The sequence below is a fragment of the Xanthomonas sp. 3307 genome, assembly GCF_014199735.1.
Taxonomy (GTDB): Bacteria; Pseudomonadota; Gammaproteobacteria; order Xanthomonadales; family Xanthomonadaceae; genus Xanthomonas_A; species Xanthomonas_A rydalmerensis.
This window is the reverse complement of the sequence record NZ_JACHOG010000005.1, coordinates 68,794-82,200: the sequence shown is the minus strand read 5'-3', so window position 1 is coordinate 82,200 and position 13,407 is coordinate 68,794. Positions and strand designations below refer to the sequence as shown.

8 protein-coding genes and 1 pseudogene are annotated in these 13,407 nt (G+C 68.3%); 3 read left to right on the top strand and 6 right to left on the bottom strand.

Going from position 1 to position 13,407, the window contains the following annotated elements; genetic code table 11:
- Nucleotides 1-142: 142 nt before the first annotated feature.
- The 4 genes from GGR64_RS13325 to GGR64_RS13310 form a co-directional block, all read right to left on the bottom strand.
- On the bottom strand, nucleotides 143-1,264 hold the full coding sequence (locus GGR64_RS13325; protein ID WP_184447530.1) for a polyamine ABC transporter substrate-binding protein: 1,122 nt from the start codon (nucleotides 1,262-1,264) through the stop codon (nucleotides 143-145).
- A 91-nt stretch (nucleotides 1,265-1,355) separates the two neighbouring features.
- Nucleotides 1,356-2,720 (bottom strand): aspartate aminotransferase family protein, encoded by a 1,365-nt coding sequence (locus GGR64_RS13320; protein ID WP_160965831.1) that lies wholly within the window; start codon nucleotides 2,718-2,720, stop codon nucleotides 1,356-1,358.
- A gap of 908 nt (nucleotides 2,721-3,628) precedes the next feature.
- Nucleotides 3,629-5,011: a glutamine synthetase family protein gene (locus GGR64_RS13315; RefSeq protein ID WP_160965829.1), complete on the bottom strand. Its 1,383-nt coding sequence runs from the start codon at nucleotides 5,009-5,011 to the stop codon at nucleotides 3,629-3,631.
- A gap of 5 nt (nucleotides 5,012-5,016) precedes the next feature.
- Nucleotides 5,017-5,772, bottom strand: coding sequence for a gamma-glutamyl-gamma-aminobutyrate hydrolase family protein (locus tag GGR64_RS13310; RefSeq protein ID WP_160965827.1), 756 nt, complete (start codon nucleotides 5,770-5,772; stop codon nucleotides 5,017-5,019).
- Between the two features lie 266 nt (nucleotides 5,773-6,038).
- Here GGR64_RS13310 and GGR64_RS13305 point away from each other — a divergent pair, with 266 nt between their 5' ends.
- The 3 genes from GGR64_RS13305 (at nucleotide 6,039) to GGR64_RS13295 (ending at nucleotide 10,251) form a co-directional block, all read left to right on the top strand.
- Nucleotides 6,039-7,418 carry a glutamine synthetase family protein gene (locus GGR64_RS13305; protein WP_184646445.1) on the top strand — a complete coding sequence of 460 codons (1,380 nt, stop codon included), beginning with the start codon at nucleotides 6,039-6,041 and terminating at the stop codon, nucleotides 7,416-7,418.
- 131 nt (nucleotides 7,419-7,549) lie between these two features.
- Nucleotides 7,550-8,824, top strand: coding sequence for an FAD-binding oxidoreductase (locus GGR64_RS13300; protein ID WP_184646443.1), 1,275 nt, complete (start codon nucleotides 7,550-7,552; stop codon nucleotides 8,822-8,824).
- A gap of 89 nt (nucleotides 8,825-8,913) precedes the next feature.
- On the top strand, nucleotides 8,914-10,251 hold the full coding sequence (locus tag GGR64_RS13295) for a diguanylate cyclase (RefSeq protein ID WP_160965823.1): 1,338 nt from the start codon (nucleotides 8,914-8,916) through the stop codon (nucleotides 10,249-10,251).
- On the opposite strand, the gene GGR64_RS13290 is transcribed toward GGR64_RS13295, so the two are convergent.
- Together GGR64_RS13290 and inaX are read right to left on the bottom strand one after the other, a co-directional pair.
- Complete coding sequence (locus GGR64_RS13290; RefSeq protein WP_184646441.1) at nucleotides 10,232-11,512, bottom strand: MFS transporter; 1,281 nt, start codon at nucleotides 11,510-11,512, stop codon at nucleotides 10,232-10,234. The genes GGR64_RS13295 and GGR64_RS13290 overlap by 20 nt on opposite strands.
- 370 nt (nucleotides 11,513-11,882) lie before the next feature.
- Nucleotides 11,883-13,407 (bottom strand): annotated as a pseudogene (inaX, locus tag GGR64_RS20900) (ice nucleation protein); the annotation flags it as partial.

Genomic DNA, 13,407 nt, shown 5'->3' with positions numbered 1-13,407 from the left:
CCCGGGCGGCATGGCGTCGGGACTGATGTCCCTCCCACAACAGCCGCTCACTCACGCTCACCCTGGTCGCTTGGGCAAGCGCAGTGCGATGGCTGTCCGGGTCAAACCGCAAAGGATTACCCGGACCGCGAACGCCAGCGGCTCAGCGGCCGGTCTTGATCTCCGTCCACAGGCGGGTGTACAGCTTGTCCACCTCGGGCGGGTTGATCGAATAGGTGAACATCTTCGCGGCCACGTCCGGCGGCGGATAGATGGTGGGGTCGTTGCGGATCGCCGCGTCCACCAGCGGGGTCGCCTGCGGCACCGGGTTGGCGTAATGGATGAAGTCGGTGTTGGCCGCGGCCACCTTCGGCGTCAGCAGGTAGTTGATGAACGCGTAGGCGTTCTCCGGATGCTTGGCGTCCTTGGGGATGGCCAGCATGTCGAACCACTGCGGTGCGCCTTCCTTGGGGATCGAATAGGCCACGTGCACGCCGTTCTTGGCTTCTTCGGCGCGGTCGCGCGCCTGGATGATGTCGCCGGACCAGCCCACCGCCAGGCAGGTGCTGCCGTTGGCCAGCGAGGTCACGTACTGCGAGGAGTGGAAGTTCTGCACGTACGGGCGGATGCGCTTGATCAGCGCCGCGGCCTGCTCGATCTTGGCGGGATCGGTGCTGTGCGGATCCTCGCCCAGGTAGTGCAGCGCGATCGGGATCAGGTCCGAGGGCGTGTCCAGCAGGGTCACGCCGCAGTCCTTGAGCTTGGACAGGTTCTCGGGCTTGAACACCAGGTCCCAGCTGTTGGCGATGTCGGTGCTGCCGAACGCGGCCTTGACCTTGTCCACGTTGTAGCCGATGCCGGTGGTGCCGACCATGTACGGCACGCCGTACTTGTTGCCCGGATCCTGCTGCGCGATGCGCTGCATGATCTGCGGGTCGAGATTGCCCAGGTTGGGGATCTTGCTCTTGTCCAGCGGCAGGAACACGCCGGCCTGGATCTGCCGGCCGAAGAAGTTCAGCGTCGGCACCACCACGTCGTAGCCGCTGCCGCCGGCCAGCAGCTTGGTCTCCACCATCTCGTCGCTGTCGAAGACGTCGTAGGTGACCTTGATGCCGGTCTGCTTTTCGAAGTCGGGAATCGTGTTCTCGGCGATGTAGTCCGAGTAGTTGTACACGTTGAGCACCTTCGCCTCGCCCTGCCCCGCCTTGTCCGCATCGCTGCCGGAGCCGCCGCAGCCGGCGAGCAGCGCCGTGGCCAGGGAAAGAGTGAGCAGTCGCAAGGTCATGGCAGGTCTCCGCAGGTCCATGGGCAAGAGGGGGAGGATCGGCGAGGCGAGCCGGATCCGGGGTCGACGTTCCAGACTACCCAGCGCCGGGCTATTTGCCCAGGGCCTGCGCCGTATCCTCCAGCGCAAGCCAGGCCTTGTCGAACAGTTCGTCGACCTGGGCGCGGCTGAGGATCAGCGGCGGCGACAGCAGCATCGCGTCGTTGGTGGCGCGCAGGATCAGGCCGCGGCGCAGCGCTTTGTCGCGGCACAGCGCGCCGACCTTGCCGCGCTCGGGGAAGTAGTGCCGGCGTGGCTTGTCCGGCACCAGTTCCAGCGCACCGATCATGCCGACGATGCGCGCCTCGCCGACCAGCCGATGCTCGCCCAGCTCGGCCCAGCGCTGCGCCAGATACGGCGCGATCTCGCTGCGCGCGCGTGCGACGATGCCCTCGTCCTGCAGCAGGCGCAGGTTCTCCAGCGCCACCGCCGCGCACACCGGGTGGCCGGAATAGGTGCAGCCGTGCGCCAACTCGCCGCCCTGCTCCTTCAGCACCGTGGCCACGCGCGTGCCGAACATCGCCGCGCCGAGCGGGATGTAGCCGGAGGTGATGCCCTTGGCGATGGTCATCACGTCCGGCTGGAAGCCGAAGTGCTGCGACCCGAACCATTCGCCGGTCCGGCCGAAGCCGCAGATCACCTCGTCAGCGACCAGCAGCACGTCGTAGCGGCGGCAGATGCGCTCGATCTCCGGCCAATAGCTGCGCGGCGGGATGTACACGCCGATCGCGCCCATGATCGGTTCGCCGATGAACGCGGCCACCCGCTCCGGCCCCAGTTCCAGGATCTTGTCTTCCAGCCGCCGCGCGGCCAGCAGCCCGTACTCGTCCGGATCCATGTCGCCGCCGTCGCCGAACCCGTAGGGCGGATCGATGTGGTGGATATCCGGGATCGGCAGGCCCCCCTGGCGATGCATGCCCTTCATCCCGCCGAGGCTGGCGCCGGCCATGGTGGTGCCGTGGTAGCCGTCGTGGCGGCCGATGAAGATGGTTTTCTGCGGCTGGTCCTGCACTGCCCAGAAGTGCCGCACCAGGCGCAGGATGGTGTCGTTGGCCTCGGAGCCGGAGTTGGTGAAGAAGGCATGGTCGAGGTCGCCCGGTGCCAGCTCGGCGAGCTTGGCGGCCAGGCGGATGGTGGGTTCGGTGGTGCACTGGAAGAAGCTGTTGTAGTACGCCAGCTGCTCCATCTGCCGCGCGGCGGCCTGACCGAGTTCCTTCCGTCCGTAGCCGACGTTGACGCACCACAGGCCGGCGAAGGCGTCGAGCAATTGATTGCCGTCGGCATCCCAGACGTAGGCGCCGTCGCCGCGGGTGAGGATGCGGGTGCCTTTCTGCGCCAGGGCGGCGTTGTCGTTGAACGGGTGCAGGTGGTGCGCGGCATCCAGGTCCTGCAGCGCACGCGTGTCGATTCGGTCCATGTCCACTCCAATGTCGGTGCCAAGGCCGCCGCCGCGACCAAGCTTTGCTGTTGCTGTTGCTGTTGCTGTTGCTGTTGCTGTTGTTGGTGCACTTGTTGTTGCCGTTGCTCTTGCTGTTGCTGGCGCTCTTGTTGTTGCCGTTGCTCTCGCTGTTGCCCTTGCCTTACCGGGTTCCCTTCCGAAGCGGCGGCCGGCCCGGGGAAAAACCCCGAAGGGGCGGCGCACAGGGACGTGCGCCGTTCGCGGCAGGGGCAGGATGCCCCTTCCGCGAATCCCCGGGGTGGACGCGGACCCGGAGCGCGTTAGCGCGGAGGGCGCGAGGCAGGGTGTGCTTTCTTTTGGTTACTTTTCTTTGCACAAGCAAAGAAAAGTGACTCGCCGCCAGGCGAAAGCTTTGCTCTTGCTCTAGCTGATGCGGCGGCGCCGCTGGATTGTAGGAGCGGCTTCAGCCGCGACAGGTATGACCAATTACGTTGGTCGCGGCTAAAGCCGCTCCTACAGTCTTTCTCATCCGACACTCAAGCCTGAAGCAACAGCAAAGGCTTTCGCCCTTGCGGGCGAGTTACTTTTCTTTGCTCGCGCAAAGAAAAGGTAACCAAAAGAAAGCGCGCCCTGCCTACGCGCCCTCCGCGCTGCGCGCTCCGGGTCCGCGAACCAGACGGGATCCGCGGAAGGGGCATCCTGCCCCTGCCGCGGACGGCGCACGTCCCTGTGCGCCGCCCTTCGGGTTTTTCCCGTCTGGTTCGCCGCTTCGGAAGGGAACCCGGTAAATCAAAAGCCAAAGACAACAGCCGAAGCAACAGCGGAAGCGTAAGCCGAAGCCGAGCCGAAGCCGAAGCCGAAGCCGAAGCACCGACGATGAGTACGAACAAGCCTGAAGCAGCCCAACCAGAGCGTCCGCAAGCAGCTCACACGTTCAACAACAAAAACTCCCGCTCCCACGAACTGATCACCCGGAAGAACGTCTCGTACTCCTTGCGCTTGACCGAAATGTACGCCCGCACGAAGCGCGGCCCCAGCAACTCCTGCAACGGCGCACACCGCTCCAGCTCGTCCAGCGCCTCGCCCAGCGAGCGCGGCAACTGATAGCCCAACTCCTTGCCGTTGCCGCTGATCGGCGCGGTCGGCTCCAGCTTCTCGCGGATGCCCAGCAGGCCACAGGCCAGCGTCGCCGCCATCGCCAGGTACGGGTTGGCGTCGGAACCGGCGAAGCGGCTCTCCACCCGCATGTTCTCGATCGTGTCGATCGGCACGCGCAGGCCGCAGGTGCGGTTGTCGAAGCCCCACAGCACGTTGCTCGGCGACACCTCGCCGAACATCAGCCGGCGGTAGGAATTGACGTTCGGCGCCAGCACCGCCATTGCCATCGGCACGTACTTCTGCAGGCCCGCCAGGTAATGGGCGAAGGTGCGGCTGTACTCGCCGGCGCGGCGGCCGCTGAAGACGTTCTTGCCGTGCTTGTCCACCAGACTCTGGTGGATATGCATCGCGCTGCCCGGCTCGTTCTCCATCGGCTTGGCCAGGAAGGTGGCGTAGACACCGTGGCGCAGCGCCGCCTCGCGCATGGTGCGCTTGAACAGGAACACCTGGTCGGCGCGCGACAGCGCGTCGTCGTGGGTGAAGTTGACCTCCAGCTGCGCCGCGCCGGATTCGTGGATCAGCGTGTCCACGTCCAGTTCCATCGCGTCGCAATAGTCGTACATCAGGTCCAGGATCGGGTCGAACTCGTTGACCGCGTCGATCGAGTACGACTGCCGCGCCGTCTCCGGACGGCCCGAGCGACCGGCCGGCGGCAGCAACGGGAAGTCCGGGTCGGTGTTCTTCTGCACCAGGAAGAACTCCAGCTCCGGCGCCACCACCGGCTTGTAGCCGATCGCCGCATACGCCGCCAGCACCCCGCGCAGCACGTTGCGCGGCGCCAGTTCGTGCGGCTGGCCTTCCTTGGTGTAGCAATCGTGGATCACCTGCGCGGTGGGGTCGGCGGCCCACGGCACCATCCGCACCGTGTCCGGGTCCGGGCGCAGTTGCATGTCCGAATCCGAGGGCGAGGTCAGGTCGTAGTAGTCGTCCGGGTAGTCGCCGGTGACGGTGGTGGCGAAGATGCCCTCGGGCAGCCGTGTGCCGTAGTCGTGCGAGAACTTGGCGGCGGGAATGATCTTGCCGCGGGCGTTGCCGGTGATGTCCGGCACCAGGCACTCGACCTCGGTGATGTGGCGTTCCTTGAGCCAGCGCCGCAGCGAGCTTTCCTGCTGTTCCGGGGTGTGCTTGCGCGATCGGGGTCGACTGGCCATGGGAATCAGTGCCTGCGGGTGGCCGCATAGTGGCGACAGGCGTCGCCGAAGGATTGGAAGATGCCGAGATAGAACGCGTCGTCCAGCACCCGCCACTCCGGATGCCATTGCACGCCCAGCAGGAAGCCGGGGCCGATGCCGCGAAAGGCCTCGATCAGCCCGTCCGGCGCCAGCGCCTCGACGATCAGGTCGCCGCCGAGCCGGGCCACGCCCTGCCCGTGCAGCGAGTTGACCCGCACCCGGTCGCGGCCGGCGATCTCCTCCAGCCAGCCGCCGTGGCTCAGCGTCACCTCGTGCGCCGGCGCGTACTGGGCCTCCAGCGACGCCTGCGGATCCTCGCGGTGATCGGACAACCCCGGCTGCGCATGCACCTTCTGATGCAGCGTGCCGCCGAGGGCGACGTTGACTTCCTGGAAGCCGCGGCAGATCGCCAGGATCGGCAGGCCCAGCGAAATCGCCTGCGGAATCAGGTCCAGGGTGTTGGCGTCGCGCGCCGGGTCGTGAATGTTGCCGAGCCAGCTCGGCTCGTCGCTGTAGTGATGCGGCTCGATGTTGCTGACCGCGCCGGTCAGCAGCAGGCCGTCGAGGCGCGTCAGCCAGGCGCGGGCATCCACCGGCGGCTGCAGCGACGGCAGCAACACCGGGGTCACCCCGGCTCCATCGACGGCGGCGCGCAGATACTTTTCGCCTGCCGCCAGGAACGGATGGTGGCCGATGAGCTTGCGGTCGGTCGGCACGCCGACCAGGGGCGATACGGCCATGCGAAGAACTCGTGCGGCGTCGCCGCAACTTACCGCGGGCGTTTTATTTTTACAACACGACGCACCGCGGAACGCAACACAGAGCGAGCGCACGCAGCGCTTGCCGGGCCTGCGCAATGCGTGCATTGCGCCTGCAACTCGGCAAAACCGCGCAACCGCCGCGCAACCGCTTGATCGAACGCCGGCACATCGCGCCGGGCACCTGTTGAGTATTCTTGACGCCATGGCGCTCTGCTAAGCTCGAAGCACTCCCGCAGTCCGCCGCGATGACCCGCATGCACGATGCCCCGCTGCTGCCCCCGGACGACGCCCAGACCCTGCAGCGCATCGCCGGCTGCGAGCAGATCGACCTGTTGCTGCCGGACTGCAACGGCCTGCTGCGCGGCAAGCGCATCGCCCGCGACGCGCTGGACAAGGTCCACCGCGACGGCGTGTGCCTGCCGATGTCGCTGATCGCCACCGATATCACCGGCAACACCGTCGAGGAAACCGGGCTGGGCTACGACATCGGCGACGAGGACCGGCTGTGCTTCCCGGTACCGGGCAGCCTGCGACCGGTGCCGTGGGCGCCGGTGCCCTCGGCGCAACTGCTGCTGGCGATGCAGGACGGCGCCGGCGGCGCGCTCGACTTCGCCCCGCGCCAGGTGCTGGCGCAGGTGCTGGCGCGCCTGCAGGCGCGCGGGCTGACCCCGGTGATCGCGGTGGAACTGGAGTTCTACCTGTTCGACCCGCACGCCGACGCGCACGGCCGCCCGCAGCCGCCGCTGCACGCCCACAGCGGGCTGCGCAACGACAGCACCCAGGTCTATTACATGCAGGAACTGGACGACCAGCGTGGCTTCACCGATGCGGTCGCGCAGGCCTGCCGCGCGCAGGGCATTCCGGCCGACACCGCGGTGGCCGAGTACGCGCCCGGCCAGTTCGAGATCAACCTCAAGCATCGCGCCGATGCGCTGGCCGCCTGCGACGATGCGGTGCTGCTCAAGCGCGCGATCAAGGCGATCGCGCAGCAGCAGGGGCTGCTCGCCAGCTTCATGGCCAAACCGTTCGCCGCGCAGTCCGGTAGCGGCCTGCATGTGCACGTGAGCCTGCTCGACGACGCCGGCCACAACGTGTTCGCCTGCACCCCGCAGGCGCCGGCCGCGCCGCTGCGCCATGCCATCGGCGGTTTGCAGCGCAGCGCCGAGGACTGCCTGCTGCTGTTCGCGCCGCACGCCAACAGCTACCGGCGTTTCGTCGCCAATGCCTTCGTTCCGCTCAACGACAGTTGGGGCTTCAACAACCGCACCGTGGCGATGCGGGTGCCGCACAGCGATCCGGCCAACACCCGCATCGAACACCGCATCGCCGGCGCCGACGCCAACCCCTACCTGGTCGCCGCGGCGGTGCTGGCCGGCATCGAACACGGCCTGGCGCAGGGCCTCGATCCGGGCCCGCCGACCCAGGGCAACGCCTACGCGCAACACGCCGCACGCGAACCGGACTGGCGCGACGCAATCGCCCGCTTCCTGGGCAGCGACTTCGCCGCCACCCATTTCGGCACACGCTTCCGGCATGTCTACGGCCAGCAGAAGCGCCGCGAGCTGCTGGATTTCCAGGCGCAGGTCAGCGATGTGGACTATCGCTGGTATCTGCGGACGGTGTGAGGTGCGGGGATTGGGCATTCGGGATTGGGGATTCGTAACGGCAGCACGACGGCCCTCTTCTGGTCCGATGAACCCAGTTCCCAGCAGCGCGACTCCCAATCTCTAATTCCCAATCCCGAATCCCCATTCGCATGCCCTCCCACTCCCGCAACTGGTATACCCAAAGCGCCACGCCGTTCCCGGCGCAGGAGCCGTTGCGTGGGCAGGTGCGCGCCGACGTGTGCATCCTTGGCGCGGGCTACACCGGGCTGAGTGCGGCGCTGGCCCTGGCCGAGGCCGGGTATCGGGTGGTGGTGCTGGAGGCGCAGCGGGTCGGCTGGGGCGCGTCCGGGCGCAACGGCGGGCAGGCCATCGTCGGCTACGGCTGCGAGCAGCACACCCTGGAAGCCCTGCTCGGGCCGGACGAAGCGCGGCTGCTGTTCGATTTCTCCCGCGACGGCATGCAGCTGCTGCGCACCCGCATCGCCCGCCACGGCATCGCCTGCGACTGGCGCGACGGCCATGCGCACGTGGCGATCAAGCCGCGCCAGGAGCGCGCGTTGCGCGCCGGCATCATCGAGATGGCGCAGCGCTACGACTATCCGCTGCAATGGTGGGACCGCGCGCAGTTGCAGTCGCAGCTGCGCAGCCCGCGCTACCTGGGGGCGATGTACGACGCGGCCAGCGGCCACCTGCACCCGCTGGAGTACGCGCGCGGCCTGGCGCGGGCGGCGCTGGCCGCCGGCGTGCGCATCTACGAGCAGACCCCGGTCACGCAACTGGTGCGCGGGGCGCGACCGATCCTGCGCAGCGCGCACGGCGAGGTCGAAGGCGAATTCGCCATTCTCGCCGGCAACGCCTGGCTGCGCGGCATCGCCCCTGAACTGGAATCGCGGATCATGCCGGTGGGCACCTACATCGGCGCCAGCGCGCCGCTGGGCGAGGCGCTGGCGCGCGAGCTGATCGGCAACGACATGGCCGTGGCCGACGTCAACTGGGCGCTGGACTACTTCCGCCTCAGCCGCGACCACAGGCTGCTGTTCGGCGGCCGTGCCAGCTATTCGTCGCTGCCGCCGCCGGGCCTGCGCGGGGTGATGACCCGGCGCATGCGGCGGGTGTTCCCGCAATTGCGCCAGGTCGAGATGGCGTCGGTGTGGGGCGGCTACGTCGACATCACCCGCAACCGCGCCCCGCACTGGGGCCGGCTGACCCCGAACGTGTACTTCGCGCAGGGGTTTTCCGGCCATGGCGTGGCTGCGACCGGCCTGGCCGGCGCGGTCATCGCCGCGGCGATCGCCGGGCAGGCGCAGCGGCTGGACGTGTTCGCGCGGATCCCACACGCCCCCTTCCCTGGCGGCCGCCTGCTGCGCACGCCGCTGCTGGTGGCGGCGATGTCCTGGTACAAGCTGCGCGACGCGCTGTGGTGACCGCCGGCGCGACCGCGCCGCCCTCAAGTTCGCGCGCGCGCGGCCGCTAACCGGGGTTCCACCCCTGGATTGCCGCCCGCGAGGCACGCATGTCGCACCCGCTGCCGATCTCCCCGATCGCCCCCGACGGCAGCCCTGCACAGCAGCGCATCCTGCTGGTGGAAAACTCGCGCACCTTCACCGACCTGCTGCGCGCGGCGATCGAGCAACGGGTCGAACTGCCGGTGGTCGTGGTCTCCACCCTGGCCGAGGCCGCCGCCGCCCTGGATGACGGCGGCCCCTGGTTCCTGGCGCTGACCGGACTGGTGCTGGCCGACGGCGACCGCGACACGGTGGTGGATTTCTTCGTCGCACGCGGACTGCCGACGGTGGTGGTCAGCGGCGTCTACGACGAAAGCCTGCGCAAGCGCATCCTGACCCAGCAGATCATCGACTTCGTGCTGAAGAACGCACCGGACAGCATCGACTACCTGGCCTGGCTGGTGCAGCGGCTGGCGCGCAACCGGTCCATCACCGCGCTGGTGGTGGACGACTCGCCGTCGGCGCGCGCCTATGCCGCCTGCTTGCTGTCGATGTACGGCTACCGCGTGGTCGAGGCCGCCGACGGCGCCGCCGGGCTGCGCGCGATCGAGGCCAACCCGTCGATCCGCCTGGCGGTGGTGGACCAGGAGATGCCGGGCATGGAAGGCGTGGAATTCACCCGCAGGCTGCGCGCGTTGCGTGCGCGCGACATGCTGGCGGTGATCGGCCTGTCCGGCAACAACGACCCGTCGCTGGTGCCGCGCTTCCTCAAGAACGGCGCCAACGACTTCCTGCGCAAGCCCTTCTCGCGCGAGGAATTCTTCTGCCGGGTCTCGCAGAACGTGGATCAGCTGGAACTGATCGGCACCCTGCAGGACCTGGCGACGCGCGACTTCCTCACCAGCCTGCCCAACCGCCGGCACTTCCTCGAACAGAGCCAGCGCGTGCTGGCGAAGTGGCTGGCGCGGCAGGAGCCGGTCGCCGTGGCGATGCTCGACATCGACCACTTCAAGCACATCAACGACACGTTCGGCCACGAGGCCGGCGACGAAGCGCTACGCGCGGTCGCCGCAGCCCTGGCCGCGCACGCGCGCTCGCAGGACATGGTGGCGCGCTTCGGCGGCGAGGAATTCTGCATGCTGGTGCCGGGCCTGGACGCCACCGCGGCGGCCGACTACTTCGAAACCCTGCGCGCGCGCATCGCCGACCTCAAGATCCCGCTGGGCGCGCAGATCCTGCGCCTGACCATCAGCATCGGCGTCAGCAGCAGCGGCGCACAACGCCAGACCCTGCATCCGCTGCTGACCGAGGCCGACAAGTACCTGTACCTGGCCAAGGCCGGCGGCCGCAACCGGGTCGAACACGCGCCGCCGGCGGAGCCGGCGCTCAGCGACGCGGCCGCCTGATCGCCAGCAGTGCCAGCACGGTCAGCAGCGCCGCCGCGCTGAGGTAGTAGCCCACCCACGGCAGGCCATGGTGCGTGGCCAGCCACACCGCCACATACGGCGCCGGCGCCGCGCCGACGATGCCGGCCAGGTTGAACGCCAGCGAGGCGCCGGTGTAGCGCACCGGCACCGGATACAGTTCGGCCAGCAGCGTGCCGCACGGGCCGTAGGTCAGGCCCATGAAGAAGAACCCGAGCGCCAGGAAGGCCAGCACCTGCCAGGGCTGCCCGGCCTGGAACAGCGGCGCGAACAGCAGCCCGAACGCGATGATGGCCACGCTGGCCACCAGCATCGCCGGGCGCGTGCCGCGGCGGTCGCCGTACCACGCCGACAACGGGATGCCGGCGGCGAAGAACAGGATGCCGACCATCTGGAGCAGCAGGAACTGCTCGCGGCTGTAGTGCAGCGTGGTGGTGCCGTAGCCCAGCGCGAACACCGTCATCAGGTAGAACAGCACGAAGGTCGCCAGCACCGCGAACGTGCCCAGCACCGTCGCGCCCGCGTGCTGCGACAGCACCGTCTGCATCGGCAGGCGCACGCGCTCGTTGCGGTCCAGCGCGCGCTGGAAGTCCGGGGTCTCGTGGATGCGCAGGCGCACCCACAGCCCGGTGATCACCAACAGGGCGCTGGCGACGAACGGGATGCGCCAGCCCCAGCGCAGGAACTGCGCATCGTCCAGCGCCGCGCCCAGCAGCAGGAAGATGCCCGAACACAGCAGGAAGCCCAGCGGCGCGCCCAGCTGCGGGAACATCCCGTACCAGGCGCGCTTGCCCGGCGGCGCGTTCTCGGTGGCCAGCAGCACCGCCCCGCCCCACTCCCCGCCCAGGCCCAGGCCCTGGCCGAAGCGGCACAGCACCAGCAGCGCCGGCGCCCACAGGCCGATCCGGTCGTAGCTGGGCAACAGGCCGATCAGCACGGTGGACAGGCCCATGGTCAGCAGCGCCGCCACCAGGGTGGCCTTGCGGCCAATGCGGTCGCCGAAATGACCGAACAGCGCCGACCCCAACGGTCGCGCGATGAAGGCCACGGCAAAGGTTGCCAGCGACTGCAACTGCGCCGCATCGGCGTCGCCCTTGGGGAAGAACAGCTTGGGGAACACCAACACCGCAGCGGTGGCGTAGATGTAGAAATCGAAGAACTCGATGGTGGTGCCGACCAGGCTGGCCAGCAGCACGCGACGCGGCGAGTTGACGGGCGGAACGGCAGACGCGGCAACGGTCATGGAGGCGGTATCGACGGGCAACCGGCCGATTCTGGCAGATCGCCCTCCCTTTCGCAGCGTGGCGCAGCCGTTCCGTGCCGCGCTGCCGCCGCCTGGAATCCCTCGTGCACCATGCCGCAAGTGACATCAGCTGTCCGGAAGCGGACGACGGCCGCAACGGTTGCAACGGGCGAAGGGCACAACGCAAAAGCGTGTCGCACGACACCCACCACACCGCGACGATCGACCCCGGATGTGCCCGTGCGCGCCTCGCACGAGCACATCCGGGAGCGGCCGGAAAACTAGGCAATCGAACTACGCACGCAACCGGGCGGCTTCGAACGCATCCAGAGTCCCGTTGCGACCACGACCTGCGCCGTCACCTCGCACCTCAGGCATCGCGCACGTCCTCCAAGGCATCTGGATCACGGTCCGAGGGCACGCACGGCACCAGCTCCAGCACCTCGGCGGCATCGGCCCTTCCGACGAGGTTGCCTTGCTCGTCGACCTGATACGGCATATCGGCTTCCACGCCTTGCTCGCCGGTCGTGACCACGAGGTTGGTGTAGCGCTCGCCGTCCCAGCAGCGGAAAATGAGCGTCGAATTCTCCCCGCCGGTCAGCGTCGAACCCAGACTGCCGATGAGCCTGCTGCGAGCGCCGGCGGTCAAGACGCTGTTCTTGCCAGCAGTCAGCTTGCTGCGGTCGCCGGCCATCAGCGTGCTGTCGTCCCCGGCGGTGAGCTTGCTCCTGTCGCCGGCGGTGAGATGGCTGTTGCGTCCGGCCAACAATTTGCTGCGATCGCCGGCGGTTTGGGTACTGTCGGCACCGGCGATCAGCTTGCTGCGGTCGCCAGCGGTCTGCACGCTTTCGGCACCGGCAATCAGGGTGCTGCGAGACCCCGCCGTCTGAGAGCTGCCTTTTCCTGCGATCAGCATGCTCTTGTGGCCGGCGATCTGGATACAGTCATGGCCGGCGATCAGCGAGCTACCGTAGCTGGCGATCAAGTTGCTGCCATAGCCCGCCGTCAGGAAGCTGCGCACGCCACTGGTCAGGTTGCTGCCGTAGCCGGCGATCAGCGAGCTGTCCTGCCCGGCGATGCCGGTGCTGCCGTAGCCCGCCGTCAGCGAACTGCTGTGTTCGGCCATCTGGGTACTGCCGTAGCCGGCGGTCAGGGTGCTCTCGTACCCGGCGGTCTGGGAGCTGCCGTAGCCGGCGATCAGCGTGCTGGCGTAGCCGGCGATCTCGGTACTCCCGTAGCCGGCGGTCAGCGAACTGTTCTGCTGCGCGGTCAGCGAACTGCCGTATCCCGCGGTCAACGTGCTCTCATAGCCGGCGGTTTGGGTACTGCCATAACCGGCAATCAACGAACTGTCGTGGCCGGCGGTCGAGTTGCTGCCATAGCCCGCGGTCAGCGTACTGTTGTAGCCGGCGGTTTGCGTGCTTCCATAGCCCGCGGTCAACGTGCTGTCGTAGCCCGCCATCGAGGTGCTACCGTAGCCGGCGGTGAGGGAACTGCTCTCCCGAGCGGTCTGGGTGCTGCCGTAGCCCGTGGTCAGGCTACTGTTGTAGCCCGCGGTCTGGGTGCTGCCGTAGCCGGCGATCAGCGAACTGTCGGCGCCGGCAGTGCCGGTGCTGCCGTAGCCGGCAGTGATATCGCTGCCATGCCGCGCCGTTTGCGTGCTGCCGTAACCTGCCGTCAACGAGCTGTCGCTACCGGCGGTCTGTGTGCTGCCATAGCCGGCAATGAGCGTGCTATCCGCACCCGCGGTGCCAGTACTTCCATAGCCGGCGGTCACGTCGCTGCCCTGGCGCGCTGTCTGCGTGCTGCCGTAACCGGCCGTCAGCGAGCTGTCGCTGCCCGCGGTCTGGGTGCTGCCGTAGCCGGCGATCAGCGTGCTGTCCGCGCCAGCGGTG

Coding starts and splice junctions, on each gene's coding strand:
- GGR64_RS13325 (WP_184447530.1), bottom strand. CDS start 1,264: ATGACCTTGCGACTGCTCACTCTTTCCCTGGCCACGGCGCTGCTCGCC.
- GGR64_RS13320 (WP_160965831.1), bottom strand. CDS start 2,720: ATGGACCGAATCGACACGCGTGCGCTGCAGGACCTGGATGCCGCGCAC.
- GGR64_RS13315 (WP_160965829.1), bottom strand. CDS start 5,011: ATGGCCAGTCGACCCCGATCGCGCAAGCACACCCCGGAACAGCAGGAA.
- GGR64_RS13310 (WP_160965827.1), bottom strand. CDS start 5,772: ATGGCCGTATCGCCCCTGGTCGGCGTGCCGACCGACCGCAAGCTCATC.
- GGR64_RS13305 (WP_184646445.1), top strand. CDS start 6,039: ATGACCCGCATGCACGATGCCCCGCTGCTGCCCCCGGACGACGCCCAG.
- GGR64_RS13300 (WP_184646443.1), top strand. CDS start 7,550: ATGCCCTCCCACTCCCGCAACTGGTATACCCAAAGCGCCACGCCGTTC.
- GGR64_RS13295 (WP_160965823.1), top strand. CDS start 8,914: ATGTCGCACCCGCTGCCGATCTCCCCGATCGCCCCCGACGGCAGCCCT.
- GGR64_RS13290 (WP_184646441.1), bottom strand. CDS start 11,512: ATGACCGTTGCCGCGTCTGCCGTTCCGCCCGTCAACTCGCCGCGTCGC.